An 18,861-nucleotide genomic window follows, 5' to 3' on the forward strand; every position below is an offset into this window, starting at 1 on the left:
GCGTGCGCCGGTACATTTCCGCTGTCGAGCGCCCACCATTATTTCGTCATTGCGAGGAGGCGAAGCCGACGAAGCAATCCAGAGCGGCGCAAGACCGCTCCTGGATTGCTTCGCTACGCTCGCAATGACGAACCTTGTGATCTGGCCTTAAACCTCTTCCGGCCAGTACAACCGCATCGGATTGGTCACGAGCAGCTTCTGCTGAAGCTCTGCCGTGGGGGCGATGCGGGGGATCATGTCGACGAGGTGGCCGTCGTCCGGGATGTTGTCCTGCATGTTCGGGTGCGGCCAGTCGGTGCCCCAGATCACGCGGTCGGGATAGTCCGCCACCAGCGGCGCGACCGCTTCGGCGAACTTGTCCCACGGGTCGTTCGTGGGATCGAGACGGTCGGGGCAGGTGGCCTTGAACCAGATGTCCTCGCGGCTGTCGAGCAGGGCGCGGAACGCCTTCATGTCCACGCCGTCGGGGCCCTGAGTCACGTCGGGGCGGCCCATGTGGTCGATGACGACCGGCACCGGGATCGCGTCGATGAAGGCGCGCATTTCGTCGAGGATGTCGGCCTCGAAGTAGATCACGACGTGCCAGCCCTCGGGCAGGCGACCGGCGACTTCGAGGAACTTGTCCTTCGGCGCATCGTCGACGAGGCGCTTGAGGAAGTTGAAGCGGATGCCGCGAACGCCGCCTTCATGCAGCGCCGCAAGGTCCGCATCCGAGATCGCGGGATCGACCACGGCCACGCCGCGCGCTTTGCCGTTGGACTTCGCGATGGCGTCGAGCGTCGCGGCATTGTCGGTGCCGTGGCAGCTCGCCTGCACGATCACGTTGCGGGCGAAGCCCAGGTGATCGCGCAAAGCGAAGAGCTTGTCCGGCCCGGCGTCCTCGGGGAGGTACTTGGCCTTGGCGCTGAACGGGAACTCAGCCATCGGGCCGAAGACGTGGCAATGCGCGTCAACGGCGCCTGCGGGCGGGGTGTAGAGCGGCTTGCTCGGGGCCGCATGCCACGAGGTGATCCGCTCAGACATACTTGAGGCCTTCCTTCTCCAGGCGCTCGCGCATCTTGTACATGTCGAGGCCGAGGACGCCGGCGGCGAGCTTCTCGCGCTTTTCGCCTTCGTTGGCTTCGCGGGCCTGTGCGGCGGCGAGCACTTCGGCGGCCTTTTCACGCGGCACCACGACCACGCCGTCATCGTCGGCCACGATCACGTCGCCGGGATTCACGGCGGCATTGGCGCAGACGACCGGCACGTTGACCGAGCCGAGCGTGTTCTTGACGGTGCCCTGGGCGTAGATCGCCTTGGACCAGACGGGGAATTCCATCTCGGTCAGGTCGCGCACGTCACGCACGCCTGCGTCGATGATGAGACCGCGGCAGCCGCGCGCGATGGCGCTGGTGGCCAGGAGATCGCCGAAGTAGCCGTCCTCGCAAGGGCTGGTCGGCGCGAGCAGCAGCACGTCGCCTTCCTTGAGCTGTTCGATGGCGACATGGACCATCCAGTTGTCGCCCGGAGGCGCGCTGATGGTCACGGCCGAGCCGGCGATGCGCGCACCGCGGTAGATCGGGGTCATGTAGCTGGCGAGAAGGCCGGTGCGGCCCTGGGCTTCGTGGACGGTTGCGACGCCGCACTTGGCGAGGCCGTCGATCACCGCGGGATCGGCCCGCTCGATGTTCTGGACGACGATACCACTCATCACGTGCTCTCCTGCATTATCAAAATTTCAGGCCGTCATTCTAGGACCCCAGCCGCAGGAAAGGCGAAGGGGATTGGCCTGAGAGGATATTAGTTCTGGCTAATCGTGGTTTCGGCGGGGTCCTGATCGGGCCCTTCCTTATCGGGCACGTTGCGCATCCAGTCGGCCAGGCGGGCCATGGCATCGTCGATGGCGGCGCGGGCCGCGTCGTCGGCCACGGTCTCGGCCAGGGCGCCGCGCATGCAGAGCAGCCAGGCGTCGCGCGCGGCGGAGTCGATCGCCACGCGCATATGGCGCTGGCGCATGCGCGGATGGCCGCGCACCGGGGAGAACAGCGCCGGGCCGCCGAGCCATTCGGAGAGGTAGTCCTTGAGCACCTGCCCCAGCGGCGCGAGGTCCTGCGGGTGCATCGCGCGGATCGTGCGCGCTTCGGCCAGCGCGTCCATGCGGGCGTAGAAGCTGTCGACAAGAGCGTCGATGGTCGGCGCGCCGCCGATGCGGTCGTAGAGGCTGGTCTCGGTCATGGTCGCGGCGTCATTCGGGCATTGCGGGAAGGTGCGCAAGGGTCATGGAGAAACGGGCGACGGCGTTCAGGCTCCTGCCAGATCGTCGCCCAGGCCCACCTGCTTGCCGCGCGTGATATAGACCTTGTCGCCGACCTTCGTGGTGGCGAAGAGCTTGGCCGCGAAGTCCACCGGCATGCCCACGCAGCCGTGGCTGGCGTAGCCCAGTTCGACCTTGGACCCGTGAAGCGTGATGCCGTCATTGGTCAGCCGCTGCATGTAGGGCATCGGCGCGCCGGTGTAGATGTTGGAGACGTGGTCCTTGTCCTTCTCGGTGATCGGGAAGACGCCGAGCGGGGTCGGCGTGTCCTCGGTGCCGAGCAGGACGGCGGTCGTGCCGATCTCGTAGCCGCCCCGAAATACCGAAAGCACCCGCGCGTCGAGGTCCACGGTCACGACGATCGGACCGGAGGGAACTTCCGCTTCGTCCCAGTGCCAGTCGCCATATTTGATGGCGCCCTCGATCGGCAGGATGCGCTTGATGACGAAAGGCTCGTCTTTGGGCGGCGCGGAGGGTTGGGCGGAGGGCTTGGCGGCAGGCGCAGGCGTCCTGGCCGGGCTGACGGCGGCGATGCGTGCAACCGGGGCGGCCGGCTTCGAGGACGACAGCGCGAAGACGCCGACGATCACGGCAATCGCAAGCACGCCGGAGGCGAGTAGGAGGCGGGCATTCACGGGAGGATTTGTCCTGTCGGTTCGGCAGCTTTCACCATTTCAACATTGCGGAAAGCCGCCGCGATTGCCAGTCCGCTGCGGGCGCTGTCCCGCAAGGGGACTGACGAGGGACGGAAGTTAACGACCGGCCGGATGCCGAAGGGGCCGGGTCGGCATCGAGGGCGCCCAAACAGAATAACGCGGGAAGCGTCAGTCTTCGTCCTGACCGCCTTCATCCTGACTGGCCTCATTCTGTACCGCCCCGTCCTGCGCCATGATCCCTTCGCGCAGGATCGAATTGGCAAGATCCGCCAGTTCCTCCGGCGTGCCGTCGTTCGACCAGACGGCATAACGCAGCCCGAGGAACACGTTCATGCCCATGATCGCCCAGGCATGGGCCTCGCCCAGCCCCTCGCGCAGTTCGCCTTTGCGGGCGCCCTCGGTCAGGCGCTCACGGATGCGGCGGGCGGTGGATTCGTAGTGGATGCGGAAGCTGGCTGGATCGACGAATTCGCTCTCGTCGATGATGCGGTAGATTTCCTTGTGCTCGCGGGCGAAGCGCAGGAACGCGGTGAGCGCGGCCTTTTCGGCGTCGAGCGCGGGCAGGGGCTCTTCCAGCGCCTCTCGGGCGGCATGGCGTACCTTGCCGGAGAGATCGTCTACCAGAGCACGGAAGATCTCGTCCTTGGAATCGAAGTAGGTGTAGAAGCTGCCCAGCGCGGTGCCGGCGCGGGTGGTGATGCCGGTGATCGAGGCTTCGTGAAAGCCGCGCTCCCCGAATTCGATGGCGGCCGCGTCCAGCAGTTTCCGCAAGGTGCGCCGCCCGCGCTCCGTGCGCGGGACCTTGGCCGAAATGGCCGGCTCGGGTGCGCTGTCCCGGTGGGCCGAGGGCGATGGCTTGGCGCTATCTGTGGTCACGAAAGCACAGTTAGACCCTCATCGAGCCCGTGGCAAATCTTCAATGTTGAAAGACGGTTCATGTTTCAATATGGAGGGCGGACAAGATAAAGGTTCATTGGGAGTTTCAGCGATGCACAAGGCGCGTAACGGCGGCATGGGTTCGAGCTATCTGGCGCTTGCGGCCGCGATCGGGGCGGCTGCGTTCGGCCTGGCCGAACCGGCCCTTGCCCAGGACGCCAGCCCCGACCGGGCCGCTGGCCAGCCTGCCGCTCCAGCCGCCGCACAGGACCTCGGCACCGGAGAGATCGTCGTCACCGCCCGCCGCCGCGAGGAACGCCTGGTGGACGTGCCGATCGCCGTGACCAGCTTCAGCGGAGACCAACTGGCCAAGTCCGGCGCGCTCGACATCACCGACATCGCGCAGACCACCCCGAACGTGACGCTGGAAGTCTCGCGCGGGACCAACTCCACCCTGTCCGCCTTCATCCGCGGCATCGGCCAGCAGGATCCGGTGTCCGGCTTCGAGCAGGGCGTGGGCATCTATCTCGACGACGTCTACCTCAACCGCCCGCAGGCCGCCGTGCTCGACATCTACGACGTCGAGCGCATCGAAGTGCTGCGCGGCCCGCAGGGCACCCTTTACGGGCGCAACACCATCGGCGGCGCGGTGAAGTACGTCACCCGCGAACTGCCCGATCATTTCTCGCTCAAGCTGCGCGGCACTTACGGCACTTACGACCAGGCCGACGGCGTGTTGACCGTTTCCACCCCGATCACGGACCTCGTCCGCGTCGGCGGATCGGTGGCACGCCTTTCGCGCGGCGGCTTCGGCAAGAACCTGACCACGGGCGAGGAGAACTACAACAAGGACATCTGGGCCGGGCGCGGCACGGTCGAGATCGGCGGCAAGGGCCAGCCCGTGCTGATCCGCATCTCCGGCGATTATTCGCGTGACAAGTCCAACTCGCGCGGCGGCCATCGCCTGATCCCGGGCATGGTCTCGGGTACGCCGGTGCTGGACGACGTGTTCGACAGCCAGGGCGGGCTGGTCGATCCCAGGCAGGACGTGAAGGCTTACGGCCTGGCCATCAACGCCAGCGCCGAACTGACCGATGCCCTGACGTTCCGCTCGATCAGCGCCTGGCGCAAGGACAAGAGCGCCTCGCCGATCGACTTCGACGCCTTGCCCGCCATCGATGTCGACGTGCCGGCCTTCTACAACAACGAGCAGGTCAGCCAGGAATTCCAGCTGCTCTACGACAACGGCAGCTGGCTGCAGGGCATGATCGGCGCCTATTACCTGGGGGCCAAGGCGGACACGGCCTTCGACGTGCGCCTGTTCACCACCGTCAACGGGCTGACCGCCTATACCCAGGCCGACGTCGACACCAGCACCTGGGCCATCTTCGGCGATTTCACGTTCGACTTCACCGACCAGCTCAGCCTCGCGGTCGGCGGCCGCTATACCTGGGACGAGCGCAAGGCGCAGATCCTGCGGCAGAACTACCTCGGCGGCGGCTCTCCGGTGTTTGGCGGGCTTGGCGTGGCTTTCGGAGCGCCCGGCACCGACTTCTCGGGCAAGGCGGTGTTCAAGAAGTTCACCCCGCGCGCCTCGCTCAGCTTCAAGCCGACACCGGACCACAACCTCTACGCCAGCTTTTCGCAGGGCTTCAAGGGCGGCGGCTTCGATCCGCGCGGCGTCGGCGTGAACGCGCCGGACACCAATGGCGACGGCATTCGCGAAGACAGCGAAGTGGCCGACTACCTCAGCTTCAAGCCGGAATCGGTGGACAGCTATGAGGTCGGCTACAAGGGCAACCTGTTCGGCGGCGGCCTCTACCTGGCGCTGGCGGCCTTCCACATGGACTACAAGGACGTGCAGATCCCCGGCTCCTCGGGTTGCACGGTCAACGGCATTCCGACCTTCTGCGGCGTCATCACCAATGCCGGCAAGGCGAAGATCGACGGCGTGGAGTTCGAGGCCAACGCCCGGCTCGCGCAGAACCTGGCGACTTCGGGAGACCGTGTGAACCTGTCCGGTTCGGTGGGCTACATCAATGCTCGCTACAAGGAATACATCACCCAGATCGCGGGCCAGGGGCCGGTCGATGTGGCGGAGTTCCGCAAGGTCCAGAACACGCCCAAGTGGACCAGCAGCGCGACCCTGGCCTACAACGCGCCGGTGGGCGAAGGCGACGTATCGTTCAACACCACGCTGTCCTACCGCAGCAAGACCTATCAGTTCGAGATCCCGAACCCCTATATCGACCAGAAGGGCTATACGCTGCTCGACGCCAGCCTGGTCTATACCGCGCCCGGCGGCCGCTGGAGCCTGGGCGTCCACGGCAAGAACATTCTCGACAAGGAATACAAGACTTCGGGCTATACCTTCATCGGGGCCGACCCGGTGACGGGCGCGATCCTGCGCAATCCCGCGGGCGGGTTGATCCCGACCCTCGGCAGGGAGGGTACGCTGACGGCATTCTACGGCAATCCGCGCCAGGTCTTCGTTACCGGGACGCTGGAATTCTGATCACGCCGGGCGGGCCTCGTCCGGGGAAGATGAGGCCCGTCATCCTGCCATCGTTCGGCCCGGCATGGGGCGAAAGGACAAGGCCCGCCATGGAATACCGCCTCCACCGCTACCGCAGCGCCTGCGGGAGGCTCGAACTGGCCGCGCGGGACTACCCTGCGCACGAGGTCGGCGCGCCGGACCTGCTGCTGATGCACGGCCTCACCCGCAACAGCGCGGATTTCGAGCCGCTCGCCGCGCACCTCGCCGGGCGTTACCGGCTGATCGTGCCGGACCAGCGGGGCAGGGGGCTTTCCGAATGGGACCCGGATCCCGCGCAGTACCGGCCCGACGTCTACGCGCAGGACATGCTCGCGCTGCTGGACGGGCTCGGCATCGCGCGGGCCTGCCTGATCGGCACGTCGATGGGCGGGCTGATGGCCATGGTGATGAACGCCCTGCGGCCGGACCTCGCCAGCGGCTTCGTGTTCAACGACATCGGCCCCGTGCTGGACCCGGCCGGGCTGGCGCGCATCCAGGGCTATGTCGGGCCGGGCGGCACGATGACATCGTGGAAGGCGGCGGCGGCGCGATGCCGCGCGGTCAACGGCGTGGCGTTCCCGGATTTCGGCGGCCCGGACTGGCTGGCCTTCGCCCATCGGACCTGCCGCGAGAACCCGGACGGCACCGTGTCCTTCGCCTACGATCCCGCGATCGCGAAGAGCATCGACGGTGACGATCCGCAGACGGTTCCCGCCGATCTCTGGCCCTTGTGGGACCTGCTGGAAGGGGCGCCCGTGCTGGTCGTGCGCGGGGCGCTCTCCGATCTCCTTTCCGCCCAGACCGTGCGGGACATGGCGCAGCGCCATGCGGGGCCGTTCGCGGCGGTCGAGGTACCGCGCGTGGGCCATGCGCCGATGCTGGACGAACTGCCGGCCCTGGCTGCAATTTCCGCCTTCCTGCGCGAGCATGTCCCGTCGTCGCGGGCTTGATCCGGCAGGCCCTGACGTCTTCAGGCCCGGGTCTTCCGCGCGACGGGGCAACAGGGCATCCTGCCGGAGAGCGGGCTGTTCACCGATGGTGGTCCCGGATCCCGTCCGGGATGAGGAAAGAGACTGACGATGCACGATGACCTCTCCCACCGGCAATCCACCGGAACTGCCCGCAGGTCGGCCTCGCCCCGGCTGGTGCTGGCGATGCTGCTGCTGGTCTATATCTTCAACTTCGTGGACCGCCAGATCCTGGCGATCCTGGCCGCGCCGATCCAGAAGGACCTGGGCCTCGACGATGCGCAGATGGGCATGCTGGGCGGCCTCGCCTTCGCCATGCTCTATTCGACGCTGGGAGTCCCGCTGGCCTGGCTGGCCGACCGGACCAGCCGGTCCTGGGTCATTACCGGTTCCATGGTGGTGTGGAGCCTGTTCACCGCGCTGTGCGGCGCGGCCACCGGCTTCTGGCATATCTTCCTCGCCCGGCTCGGCGTCGGTGTGGGAGAGGCGGGCGGCGTGGCGCCGTCCTATGCGGTGATCGGCGATCACTTCCCCAGCGAGCGGCGGGCTTTCGCGCTTTCGGTCTATTCGCTGGGCATCCCGCTCGGTTCGGCGGCCGGCGTGCTGGCCGGAGGCTATGTCGCGGCGCGGGTGGACTGGCGCGCGGCTTTCGTGGCGGTGGGCCTTGCCGGCCTGCTGATCGCGCCGCTGTTCAAGTTCGTGGTTCGGGACCAGCCCCGCCCCGCGCCGGGCATGGCACCGTCCGTGCGCTTCGGGGAAGTGGCCGCGCTGCTTGCCCGCAAGCGTGCCTTCTGGCTGCTGAGCTTCGGCGCGGCTTCCAGCTCGATGCTGGGCTATGGCCTGGCCTTCTGGCTGCCCAGCCTGCTCCAGCGCAGTTTCGGGCTGGACCTCGTCCAAACCTCCTGGTTCATCGGCGCGGTCCTGCTGATCGGCGGGACCGTGGGGGTGCTTGCCGGCGGCCTCCTTGCGGACCGGCTCGGCCGCGCCGACCGCGCCTGGTACGGGCGGGTTCCGGCGATGGCCTATGTCGTGGCCGTGCCGCTGTTCGCGGGCGGGATCTGGACCTCCAGCGTGCCGCTCGCCTTCGTGCTGTTCCTGCTGCCGCAGGCGCTGGCCTATGTCTGGCTCGGCCCGGTGACGAGCGCGGTCCAGCACCTCGTCGAGCCGCCCGCCCGCGCGACCGCTTCGGCCCTGTTCCTGCTGATCAACAACCTCATCGGCCTGGGCGGCGGAATCTACGCACTCGGCGCGCTGTCCAAGGCGCTGGCGCCGGTCTATGGCGCGGAATCGCTGCGCTATTCCATGCTCCTGGGCCTGGGCCTCTACGTGCTCGCGGCCCTGCTGATGAGCCTGGCCGGACCCGCCCTGCGGCGCGAATGGGTGAACGAGCGCTGATCCTCCATCCCGGCGGTCCCGGCCGGGAATAGTCGGCCAGCGGATGGGCATGACCGTCGAAGCCCGTTGCGCCGCCTCCGGCAATTGCCGATAGGACTCCACCGGCCGAATGCCGTCGCAGCCGCGCGCGGCCGCGCGAACTGTTGGGGACGAGAACGTGACGCGCACCGAAACGCAATTCGAACCGGGCACTCCGCCGGATGGCGCGCTGGAACGCTGGTTTGCGCTGAAGGAACGGGGAACCACCGCCCGCACCGAAGTCCTGGCGGGCATGACGACCTTCCTGACGATGGCCTATATCGTGCTGGTGAACCCTGCGATCCTGGGCGCGGCGGGCATGCCGGTGGCCTCGGTGGCGGCAGCGACCTGTTTTGCGGCGGCTTTTGCGTCCATCCTCATGGGGCTGGTGGCCAATACGCCGCTGGCGCTGGCGCCCGGCATGGGGCTCAATGCCTATTTCAGCTTCACCGTGGTGCAGCAGATGGGCGTGCCCTGGCCTGTGGCGCTGGGCTGCGTGTTCCTGTCGGGCGTGGCCTTCCTGGCACTGACCGTCACGGGCGTGCGGCAGCTCATCATCGCCGCGATCCCGCACTATCTCTTCGCGGCGGTGGCCGGGGGGATCGGCCTGTTCATCGGCTTCGTGGGGCTGAAAAGCGCCGGCATCGTGGTTGCCGATCCGGCGACTTTCGTCGCGCTCGGAAACCTGAGGGAGCCCGGCGCCATGCTGGCCCTGTTCGGACTGGTGCTGATCGGCGCGCTGTCCGTGTGGAACGTGCGCGGCGCCATGCTGATCGGCATTCTCGCCACGACCGCGCTCGGCTGGCTCTGCGGCATGGTTTCAGTCCATCCCGAGCCCTATTCGCTGGACGCCCTGACCGGCACGGCCTTCAAGCTGGACCTCGCCGGCGTCTTCGGGCTTTCGGGCAGCCATGGGCTGGGCCTGTTCGAAATCCTCTTCGTCTTTCTCTTCGTCGACCTGTTCGACAATATCGGCACCCTCGTGGCCGTGACCAAGCGGGCCGGGCTGATGGACGGGCAGGGGCGGATCCCGCGGCTCAACCGTATTCTCGTGACCGACGCCGCGGCCACCATCGTCGGTTCGATGGCCGGGACAAGCACGGTGACCAGCTATGTCGAAAGCGCGGCAGGCGTGCAGGCGGGCGGGCGCACCGGCCTGACCGCGGTGGTGACCGGCCTGCTGTTCCTCGCCACCCTGTTCGTGGCGCCTTATGCCCAGGTCATTCCGCTGGCGGCGACTGCACCGGCGCTGATCATCGTTGGCGGGCTCATGTTGCTGCCGCTGACCGAAGTGGAATGGGAAGACCCGCTGGCGGCGATCCCGGCCTTCCTGACCGTGGCGATGATCCCGTTCACTTTCTCCATCGCCAACGGCCTGGCGTTCGGCATCACCGCCCATGCCTTGCTCAAGCTGGTGCGCGGCACAATCCAGCGGAAGGACTGGTTCCTGCTGGTTCTGGCGCTGCTTTTCGTCGCCCGCTTCGCCTGGCTGGCGGGCGGGTGAACGGGGCGCCGCGCGGGAAGCGGCGCGTCGGCGCTCGCCTTCGTGCCGTTCGCCCGCTAGGACAAGGCGGATGATCCAAGCCTTTCGCGCCGAAATCCTCTCCGTTTCCCATGACCCCCAGGACGATCCCGCCGCGATCCGTCACGAGCCCGACGGGCTGCTGGTGGTCGAGGACGGGGTGGTCGCCGCGCGCGGGGCCTATGCCGAACTGGCCGGACGCTACGGGCAAGTGCCGGTGGAGACGCTGCCCGGCCTCGTCGTGCCGGGGTTCGTCGACGCGCATGTCCACTACCCCCAGACCGACCGCATCGCCGCGCATGGCGACCAATTGCTCGACTGGCTGGAACGCCACATCTTCCCGGCCGAAAAGGCCTTTGCCGACAAGGCTCACGCCGATGTCGTGGCGGCCTTCTTCCTCGACGAACTGCTGAGGAACGGCACGACCAGCGCGCTGGTCTATCCCACGGTCCACGAACAGTCGGTCGATGCCCTGTTCGAGGCGGCGCTGGCGCGGGACATGCGGATCGTCTCCGGAAAAGTGCTGATGGACCTCGGCCCCGAAGGGCTGCGCGACACGCCCGCGTCGGGCCGGGCCGGAACCGAGGCGCTGATCCGCCGCTGGCGCGGCCGGGGGCGGCTGGGCTACGCCGTCACGCCGCGCTTCGCGCTGGCCTGCTCCGACACGCAGCTTGCCGATGCCGGTGCGCTCCTGGCCCAGCATCCCGAGGTGCTGCTTCACACCCACCTGGCCGAGAACTTGCGCGAATGCGCGGAAGTGGCGGCGCGCTTTCCCGAAGCGGCGGACTACCTCGACGCCTACGACCGCTTCGGCCTCGTCTCGGACCGCGCGGTCTTCGCGCATGGGGTCCACTTGTCGGAGAGGGCCTGCCACCGGCTCCACGAAAGTGGGGCGGGGATCGCGGTCTGCCCCAGTTCGAACCTGTTCCTCGGTTCCGGCTGCTTCGATTTCGGGCAGGCAGACCGGCACGGCCTGCGTCTGGGCCTCGGCACGGACGTGGGGGCGGGCACGACGTTCTCGCTGCTCCACACCCAGGGCATCGCCTATCAGGCGGCACAAATGAAAGGCACGGCGCTCGACCCGTTCCGCGCCCTCTGGCTGGCGACCGGGGGAAGCGCGGCGCTGCTCCACATCGGCGACCGCGTGGGACGGCTGGACGTGGGACAGGAAGCCGATTTCGTGGTGCTGGACCCCTGCGCGACGCCGCTGCTCGCGCGCCGCACCCGCGACGCCGGACTTGCAGAGCGGCTCTTCGCGTTGCAGGTGCTGGGCGACGACCGCGCCGTGGCGCGCACTTATCTGCTGGGCCGCTGCGCCTGGAACAGGGACAAGACATGACCGATCTCGACAGCTTCATCGCCGGCCTGCCCAAGGCCGAGCTTCACCTCCACATCGAAGGCAGCCTGGAGCCCGAACTCATGTTCGCCTTGGCCGAGCGCAACGGCGTGTCGATCCCCTTCGCCACGGTGGAAGAAGTGCGTGCCGCCTACGACTTCTCGAACCTGCAGGACTTCCTCGACATCTACTACGCGGGTGCCAACGTACTGCTGACGCGGCAGGACTTTCACGACCTCGCCGCCGCCTACTTCGCCCGTGCGGCGGCGGACGGGGTGGTCCACGCCGAACTGATGTTCGATCCCCAGACCCACACCGACCGCGGCGTGCCTTTCGCCGAAGTGATCGAGGGCCTGCTCTCCGCCATGGAGGCCGCCCATGCCGAGCATGGCATGACCAGCAGCCTGATCCTCTCGTTCCTGCGCCATCTCTCCGAGGAGGCCGCCTTCGCCACTCTGGCCGAGGCGGAACCCTGGCTCGACCGGATCGAGGCCGTGGGGCTGGATTCTTCCGAAGTCGGCCACCCGCCCGAGAAATTCGCGCGGGTCTTCGCCGCCGCGCGCGAAAAGGGCCTCAGGATCACCGCCCATGCCGGCGAGGAAGGCCCGCCCGCATATGTCCATCAGGCGCTCGACCTGCTGGGCGTCCACCGCATCGATCACGGCAACCGCGCGCTGGAAGACCCCGCGCTGATCGCGCGCCTGGTTCGTGAGGAAATGACGCTGACCGTCTGCCCGCTCTCCAACCACAAGCTCTGCGTGGTGGACGACCTGGCCGATCACCCCATCGACGCGATGCTCGCTCACGGCCTCAAGGCCACGATCAATTCCGACGATCCGGCTTACTTCGGCGGCTACGTGGCTGACAATTACCGCGCCGTCGCGGCGGCCCGCGGGCTGGGCAAGGCAGCGCTGGGGACCCTGGCGCGCAACAGCTTCACCGGCTCGTTCCTGCCGGCGGAGGCCGTCGCGGCCAATCTCGACCGGCTGGAAGCCTATCTGGAGGCGCATCGCTGAGGGGGCCGGACTGGCAGGCGGCCCTGGCGGCGAGCGGTATTCTCCCGGGGCTCGCCCGGTTCGATCCGCATGTCGCCGGGACGTTCCCGCTTGGCCTGGCGGTTCCCGGCAGCGACATCGACGTGCTCTGCCATGCCCCCGATCCCGACCTGTTCGCCGCGGCCCTGTGGGCGGAGTGCGGACGTTTCGAACATTTCGCCATGTGGCAGTGGCGCAAGGCGGACCGCCCGGTGGTGGCCACGTTCTCGGTGGAAGGGCTGGCATTCGAGATATTCGGCCAGGCGCGGCCGGTCGCCGGGCAGCACGGCTGGCGCCACTTCACGGTGGAGCAGCGGCTGCTCGGCCTTGGCGGCACGGCGTTCCGGGACGCGGTCCTGGCGGCGCGGAGGGCAGGCGCGAAGACCGAGCCGGCCTTTGCGCAAGTGCTCGGGCTGGAGGGCGATCCCTACCGCGCCATGCTGGACCTGGCGGAGATGGACGACGCCGGATTGCTGGAGGTCATGAAGCCAGGAGGAAGCCCCGGGGCATGACCCCCGGCTTCAGGCCAGACGTTCGGGCACCGAAAGCGCTTCCTCGACGATGCTTTCGCGTGTGCCCACCGATTCCCAGGGGAACACGAACCAGCGCTTGTCGTCGGTACGGTCGATCACTTCGGCCCAGAGGTCGACGCCGACCTTGGAACTCTTGTTGTTGATCACCACCGCGAAGCGCAAGTTGCCGTGGTCGCAGCCGCCTTCGGTCAGCTGGCTGCGGATATATTCGATGGTGCCGCCGGTGTCGTTGATGTCGTCCACGAACAGCATGCGCGTGCCATCGGCGCTCATCGCCGCGACTTTCGCCAGCAGTTCGTCGGCAAAGCCGGGAATCTTGGACGAATGGTCGATCGACAGCATCGGCAGCGACAGCTGGTGCGAGATATAGACGGCCGGAACCAATCCGCCGCGGCCGAGGCCGATGACGAATTCGGGCTTCCACTCGCCCTGCTGCACCTGCCGTGAAAGCTGGCGAACCTTGGCAAGGAAGTCTTCGTAATACTCGAGATAATGGAGCTGCGGCTCGGAAGCTTCACTCATGCGGGGCAAATCCTGAACGCGAATGTGGGGAGGAAGCTGCTCCGGTTACCGCGTTCTTGCGAAATCCGCAATCGCGCGATGCCGCCTGGGCTTCCCGCAGAGGCCGGGCGGGGCCTAAGCCGTTGAAGCAGCATGGCCAAGCGCGGCAAATCCGTGCTCGAATTCGCCGATCACCAGGTTCGCGGCATAAGACGGCGTGCGGGCCGAGGCCGTGCAGAGCGCCAGGGTCATCGGCCGCAGCAGCGAATCGGAAATGCGGGTGAAGGCCAGGCTGCCCCGCTGCACGTCGGTGCGGACATCCAGCGAAGTGAGCACGCCCACCCCGGCACCCTGCGTGACCAGCGCGGTGATCATCTGGATATTGTCCGAACTCGCCTTGCGCGTCAGGGCGATCCCGGTCGCACCTTCCAGCACGGCGATCTGCTGATAGACCGCCAGCGGCTCGGCCGGGATGATCATCGGCTCATCCGCGCAGATCGAGAAGCGCGCCTCGGGCAGGGCGGCGAAAGGATGGCCGGGCGGCGTGACGAAGCCCAGCACCACTTCGGTGAAGGCGCGGACCGAAAGGTCACGGTAGGACTGCGGCTCGAACAGGATGCCGCAATCCACCGATCCGTCGATCACCGCCCGCCGGACCGCGTCGTTGCCCAGCACCTTGATGCCCAGGGTGATGCCCGGATAGCGCTGCTGGATGGCGTGGAGCGTCGCAGGGACATGGCCCGTCGCCAGGGCGTCGATCACCGCGATGTCGACGTGGCCGCGCTTCAGCCCGCGCAAGTCCTCTATCCGTCCGCGCAGGCTGGCCATGCCCTGCTGCCAGTGGGCACCGGAGGCCATCATCATCTCCCCGGCCGCGGTGAGCCGCAGGCCGGTGGGCAGGCGCTCGAACAGCGGGAGGCCCAGTTCGGCTTCCACGTTCAGGATCTGCCGGTCGATGGCGGAGGCGGACACGTTCAGCTCGTCGGCGGCCTTGCGGATCGAGCCGAGGCGGCCGACTGCCATGAAATAGCGCAGGAAACGGGAAAATGCCGGCATCGGGACTGTCTGGACCTGCTCTAATTTTTGCAACGCTGCGTCAAATTCATTGCGTTTGATCGCATCGTGTCAGCTCTTTACCTAATGGGCAACACCGAAACGTGCGAACGCGCTGGCGGCGGCTGCTCTCCCAACGAGGCCGCTGCCAGTGCGCGAACCGCATGACGGTAGGGGGCGCTTCTCCGCATTTGGGGGTAAAAAGGGACACCCGGTTCGGGAGCGCCCCCGCTCGGTGCTGTCTCGTACAGGCAGGCCCGTTACCGGGCGGCTGGTGCAGGCACAGGGCGCGCAAGTCAGGGCTCAGGGCAAGACAGGATATTCACGGCCGACACGGCAAGACCCGGTCGGCATGGAGACAGCCGGCGGGCGCTATGAGGGCGACGCACCGGATTGACGGGCCAGGGAGGGAAGGCTGGCGGAGACGATCTCCAGCGTCGCCGCCAGTCGTTCCTCCGCCTCCCCCGGGAATTCCGCGCCGCGTACCAGACCCAGTCTGCGGCTCAGGCCATAGCCTGCGATCTCCGCCGTCGCTGTTCCCGCAGGAGCCAGCGACAGGGGCGCCACCGTCACGCCAAGGCCGGCCGCAACCATGCGCATGCAGCGGTCCTCGTTCTCGCTGCGCAAGGCGAAGCGCGGGCGCACCCCGGCATCGGTGAAGAAGCGGCTGGTTTCCTGAAGCACCTCGCAGGACCGCCTGGCGATCATGATGTCCCCGGCGATGTCCTGCGGCGCCACGAGCGACGCCCCGGCGAAGCGGTGCGTCTCCGGCATGACCAGGACGTAGGGCTCCTCCAGCAATGTGCGGGCGCAGGGGCCTTGTTCGTCTTCCCCCAGCAACGTCAGCGCCAGCTGGATCTTGCCGCTGCCGAGTTGCCCACGCAAATCGCGGTCGTCCCCCTCCACCAGTTCGATCCCGAAGTCCCCGGCCAGTTCGCGGGCGAGCCGTTCCAGCAGGGGGCCGGACACGCTCGGGATCACCCCCAGCTTCAGGTCCGGCCACTGTTCCTGCATGGGCCGGCCGAACTGGTCCGCGCGGCGGAAGCCGGCTTCGAGGTCGCGGGCGATCGGCAGGAAGGCGCCCCCCGGCTCGGTCAGGCGGACATGGCGCCGGTCGCGCACGAACAGCGGCGATCCCACCAGGCGTTCCAGTTCCGCAATGCTGGTCGAGACCGTCGGCTGGGTGACGTGGAGCCGCGCCGAGGCCTGCTTGAAGCTGCCGGAATCGGCAACGGCCAGGAAATGGCGGATATGCGCGCGCTTTATCATTGGGAAAATTTATCGAACCGGGCGGGAAGTTTCAATTTGTTTGCAGGGAGCCCGGTCGCTAACTTGCGGGTTAACGAAAGGCGCCGGAGAGCGGCGCTCGAAAAGATTGGGACTAGGGCATGAAGGCAACCCCGGATTTCGACTTCGCGCTGGGCGAATCTGCGGAGATGATCCGCGAGAGCGTGGCCCGTTTCGCCGACGAACAGATCGCGCCGCTCGCGGCCAGGGTCGATGCGGAGGACTGGTTTCCGCGCGAACTCTGGCCCGCCATGGGTGAGCTTGGCCTGCACGGCATCACCGTGGAAGAGCAATGGGGCGGCACCGGGCTGGGCTATCTCGAACATGTGATCGCGGTGGAGGAAGTCAGCCGGGCCTCGGCTTCGGTCGGGCTGTCCTACGGCGCGCACTCGAACCTCTGCGTGAACCAGATCCGGCGCTGGGGGAACGAGGCCCAGAAGGCCAAGTACCTGCCCGGCCTGATTTCCGGCGAGCATGTGGGCAGCCTGGCCATGTCCGAAGCGGGGGCAGGGTCCGACGTGGTCGGAATGAAGCTGCGGGCCGACGCCGTGCCGGGCGGCTTCCGCCTGAACGGCACCAAGTTCTGGATCACCAACGGCACTTACGCGGAAGTGCTGGTCGTCTACGCCCGCACCGATGCGGAGGCAGGCTCCAGGGGGATCACCGCCTTCCTGATCGAGAAAGGCATGGCCGGATTCTCCATCGGCCAGAAGATCGACAAGATGGGCATGCGCGGATCGCCGACGTGCGAACTGGTGTTCGACGACTGCTTCGTGCCCGAAGAGAACGTCATGGGCCCGCTGAACGGCGGCGTGAAAGTGCTGATGAGCGGGCTCGACTACGAGCGGGTGGTGCTGGCGGGTCTGCAGATCGGCATCATGCAGGCCTGCCTGGATACCGTGATCCCCTATGTACGCGAACGCCGCCAGTTCGGCACCGCCATCGGCACGTTCCAGCTCATGCAGGCCAAAGTGGCGGACATGTACGTCGCGCTGCAGTCGGCGCGGGCCTATGTCTACGCCGTCGCGCGGGCCTGCGACGCGGGGCAGACCACCCGGTTCGACGCGGCCGGCGCGATCCTGCTCGCCAGCGAGAACGCCTTCCGCGTCTCGGGAGAGGCGGTGCAGGCACTGGGAGGGGCCGGCTACACCAAGGACTGGCCGGTCGAGCGCTATCTGCGTGACGCCAAGCTGCTCGACATCGGCGCCGGTACGAACGAGATCAGGCGCATGCTGATCGGGCGCGAATTGATCGGGGGATAAGTCCGCCGGTCCTCACCGCTCCCGCTCAATGAGGAGCGTCGGAGGGAAGTGCGCCTCCCTCCGCGCCGCCGTTCAATGCCGCTGGTTCTTCGCTTCGACCGGTTCGCCGGGGAAAATGCCGGCAATGGCCATGGCCGCGCCGAGCTTCGAGAGCGTTTCCAGCACGTCGCCCACGCTGTCTTCCGAAACCACCAGTTCCAGCGTGGCGCGCGTCTGCTGGGGGCCGCGGTCGCGCAGCGAGGTGATGAGTTCGAGAATCACCGCCTCGTGCTCGGAAACATGGCTGCAGGCCATCGGGCAGAAGGCGAAAGTCTCCAGTGCATCGCGGTTGAACAGCAGCATGGCCCGGTGGAACGGCTGGAGCCCGCCGATCATCCGCCACTTGGCGAAAGCGGGGGCCAGTGCCTGCGCAGGGCATTGCCGGCGGGCCAGCGTCGTGACCCAGGCGCGCATGGACCAGACGAGGAAACGGCACCCCTCGTCGAGCGAATTCAGCGGGCGATCGACGTACTGATACATGCCTGGTTCTCCATGGGCTTGTATTTGAGAATGATTATCATTAGCTATGTCTACGCAGCTTGTCTTGCCCGTCAAGCCTGCACCAAGGACCTCGGGCCGGCGCTTGTCATGGGGCGCCCGTCTGCCCTTCCTGTCGACTGGGCCGGGGCGATTTCACGCACCACGCGAGAAACCGCCCCGGCCCGTTTTTTCCAGGAAAATCCCCAACTTATCCCGCCGTTATCCCGGAGTTCTGCCGCGCTTGTCCACAGGCGCCCCCGGATCCGCCGCCGGTGAACCGTGCGAAAAACCCGGCGATATTTTCCACGAGAAAAGGCCGCCGCTCGGGGAGCGACGGCCTTTCGAAACACTCGGTGATTCGCAGTGATTCGTTCTGCCGATTCGCGGACTATCGGCGTGCCGAATCCCGCGAACCGGGATCAGCGGTAATCGAAACCGCCCTTGGGCTGAATTTTCAGGGAATTCTGCTGCATCGCCGTCATCAGATAGGCGCCGACGAGCATGGGCAGTTCCAGCATCTGCTTTTCGTCCCAGGTCCGGGCCAGCGTGTCCCAGGTCTCCTCGCCCAGGCAGTAATCGGCCAGCAGTTCCTCGACCGCGCGCAGCATGGCCGATTCGTGTTCGGTCCAGCCGGGCGCGGCAGAGCCTGCGATCACGCGTTCGAGGTCCTCGGCGGTGATGCCGAAGGCCTTGCCGATATCCACATGTTCGCACCATTCGAACGGCGCGCCGGCGAGCAGGGCCAGGCGCAGGATCATCAGTTCCCGCTCACGGCCGGGTATCGCGCCTCTGGCGGCCAATTCGATGCCCAGCACCATCTGCCCCTTGAACATGCCCGGATGGCGCAAGGTGATCAGGCTGACGTCGGGGAAGGGGCGACTGTCGGGTATGTGGAAGGCCGCGCGGATCGCGTCGACCTGCTCCTGTCCCTCCGGGCTCACTTCGTCGAGCCGCAGCGGCGCATAGCGCGGCCCTCCCGCAATCGTCTGCGCCTCTCGCGCGGCGGCATCGAAGTCTACGGGGCCGCTGGTTACTTCACCCATCTGTCATCACCTGTGGTTCTTCCGAAAGT

The 18,861-nt window shown here is 67.2% G+C and carries 18 protein-coding genes; 8 read left to right on the plus strand and 10 right to left on the minus strand.

Annotated features, from left to right (window positions below; genetic code table 11):
* Positions 1 to 147: 147 nt before the first annotated feature.
* The 5 genes from AC1VV3_RS13485 to AC1VV3_RS13505 all read right to left on the minus strand — a co-directional run bounded on the left by AC1VV3_RS13485 (position 148) and on the right by AC1VV3_RS13505 (position 3,825).
* Positions 148 to 1,023, minus strand: a complete 876-nt coding sequence (locus AC1VV3_RS13485) for an amidohydrolase family protein (RefSeq protein ID WP_431568666.1) — start codon at positions 1,021 to 1,023, stop codon at positions 148 to 150.
* Entirely contained in the window at positions 1,016 to 1,690 is a 675-nt protein-coding gene (gene ligK, locus AC1VV3_RS13490) for a 4-carboxy-4-hydroxy-2-oxoadipate aldolase/oxaloacetate decarboxylase (RefSeq protein WP_086491799.1), read from the minus strand. Before ligK ends, AC1VV3_RS13485 begins: the two co-directional genes overlap by 8 nt.
* An 89-nt stretch (positions 1,691 to 1,779) precedes the next feature.
* Positions 1,780 to 2,214: a group II truncated hemoglobin gene (locus AC1VV3_RS13495; protein ID WP_134095134.1), complete on the minus strand. Its 435-nt coding sequence runs from the start codon at positions 2,212 to 2,214 to the stop codon at positions 1,780 to 1,782.
* A 66-nt stretch (positions 2,215 to 2,280) separates the two neighbouring features.
* The gene (locus tag AC1VV3_RS13500) at positions 2,281 to 2,928 is read right to left on the minus strand and encodes a L,D-transpeptidase family protein (RefSeq protein ID WP_482961917.1); all 648 of its coding nucleotides are present in this window, start codon (positions 2,926 to 2,928) and stop codon (positions 2,281 to 2,283) included.
* Between the two features lie 189 nt (positions 2,929 to 3,117).
* A complete protein-coding gene (locus AC1VV3_RS13505; RefSeq protein ID WP_431568668.1) occupies positions 3,118 to 3,825 on the minus strand; it encodes a TetR/AcrR family transcriptional regulator in 708 nt (235 codons plus the stop codon).
* A gap of 112 nt (positions 3,826 to 3,937) precedes the next feature.
* Here AC1VV3_RS13505 and AC1VV3_RS13510 point away from each other — a divergent pair, with 112 nt between their 5' ends.
* The 7 genes from AC1VV3_RS13510 (at position 3,938) to AC1VV3_RS13540 (ending at position 13,146) form a co-directional block, all read left to right on the plus strand.
* A complete protein-coding gene (locus AC1VV3_RS13510) occupies positions 3,938 to 6,340 on the plus strand; it encodes a TonB-dependent receptor (RefSeq protein ID WP_243841117.1) in 2,403 nt (800 codons plus the stop codon).
* An 89-nt stretch (positions 6,341 to 6,429) separates the two neighbouring features.
* Positions 6,430 to 7,311 carry an alpha/beta fold hydrolase gene (locus AC1VV3_RS13515; RefSeq protein ID WP_132261713.1) on the plus strand — a complete coding sequence of 294 codons (882 nt, stop codon included), beginning with the start codon at positions 6,430 to 6,432 and terminating at the stop codon, positions 7,309 to 7,311.
* A gap of 129 nt (positions 7,312 to 7,440) precedes the next feature.
* Positions 7,441 to 8,724 carry a spinster family MFS transporter gene (locus AC1VV3_RS13520; RefSeq protein WP_431568669.1) on the plus strand — a complete coding sequence of 428 codons (1,284 nt, stop codon included), beginning with the start codon at positions 7,441 to 7,443 and terminating at the stop codon, positions 8,722 to 8,724.
* A gap of 157 nt (positions 8,725 to 8,881) precedes the next feature.
* Entirely contained in the window at positions 8,882 to 10,246 is a 1,365-nt protein-coding gene (locus tag AC1VV3_RS13525; RefSeq protein ID WP_431568670.1) for an NCS2 family permease, read from the plus strand.
* A gap of 70 nt (positions 10,247 to 10,316) precedes the next feature.
* On the plus strand, positions 10,317 to 11,603 hold the full coding sequence (gene guaD / locus AC1VV3_RS13530) for a guanine deaminase (protein ID WP_431568671.1): 1,287 nt from the start codon (positions 10,317 to 10,319) through the stop codon (positions 11,601 to 11,603).
* Positions 11,600 to 12,616, plus strand: coding sequence for an adenosine deaminase (locus tag AC1VV3_RS13535; RefSeq protein ID WP_134095128.1), 1,017 nt, complete (start codon positions 11,600 to 11,602; stop codon positions 12,614 to 12,616). Before guaD ends, AC1VV3_RS13535 begins: the two co-directional genes overlap by 4 nt.
* A 38-nt stretch (positions 12,617 to 12,654) precedes the next feature.
* Complete coding sequence (locus AC1VV3_RS13540; protein ID WP_465128290.1) at positions 12,655 to 13,146, plus strand: DUF4269 domain-containing protein; 492 nt, start codon at positions 12,655 to 12,657, stop codon at positions 13,144 to 13,146.
* A 9-nt stretch (positions 13,147 to 13,155) separates the two neighbouring features.
* Here AC1VV3_RS13540 and AC1VV3_RS13545 read toward each other — a convergent pair whose 3' ends face one another.
* The 3 genes from AC1VV3_RS13545 to AC1VV3_RS13555 all read right to left on the minus strand — a co-directional run bounded on the left by AC1VV3_RS13545 (position 13,156) and on the right by AC1VV3_RS13555 (position 15,990).
* Positions 13,156 to 13,689, minus strand: coding sequence for a phosphoribosyltransferase (locus AC1VV3_RS13545; RefSeq protein ID WP_132261723.1), 534 nt, complete (start codon positions 13,687 to 13,689; stop codon positions 13,156 to 13,158).
* A gap of 114 nt (positions 13,690 to 13,803) precedes the next feature.
* Positions 13,804 to 14,724 (minus strand): LysR family transcriptional regulator, encoded by a 921-nt coding sequence (locus AC1VV3_RS13550; protein ID WP_132261725.1) that lies wholly within the window; start codon positions 14,722 to 14,724, stop codon positions 13,804 to 13,806.
* 369 nt (positions 14,725 to 15,093) lie between these two features.
* Positions 15,094 to 15,990 carry a LysR family transcriptional regulator gene (locus tag AC1VV3_RS13555; protein ID WP_431568672.1) on the minus strand — a complete coding sequence of 299 codons (897 nt, stop codon included), beginning with the start codon at positions 15,988 to 15,990 and terminating at the stop codon, positions 15,094 to 15,096.
* A 119-nt stretch (positions 15,991 to 16,109) separates the two neighbouring features.
* Here AC1VV3_RS13555 and AC1VV3_RS13560 point away from each other — a divergent pair, with 119 nt between their 5' ends.
* Complete coding sequence (locus tag AC1VV3_RS13560) at positions 16,110 to 17,270, plus strand: isovaleryl-CoA dehydrogenase (protein WP_132261728.1); 1,161 nt, start codon at positions 16,110 to 16,112, stop codon at positions 17,268 to 17,270.
* A gap of 72 nt (positions 17,271 to 17,342) precedes the next feature.
* Here AC1VV3_RS13560 and AC1VV3_RS13565 read toward each other — a convergent pair whose 3' ends face one another.
* Positions 17,343 to 17,789, minus strand: a complete 447-nt coding sequence (locus AC1VV3_RS13565; protein ID WP_132261730.1) for a hypothetical protein — start codon at positions 17,787 to 17,789, stop codon at positions 17,343 to 17,345.
* 419 nt (positions 17,790 to 18,208) lie between these two features.
* Positions 18,209 to 18,832 (minus strand): carboxymuconolactone decarboxylase family protein, encoded by a 624-nt coding sequence (locus AC1VV3_RS13570; RefSeq protein WP_134095122.1) that lies wholly within the window; start codon positions 18,830 to 18,832, stop codon positions 18,209 to 18,211.
* Positions 18,833 to 18,861 lie beyond the last annotated feature (29 nt).

This window comes from Novosphingobium sp. BL-S-34, assembly GCF_056857015.1.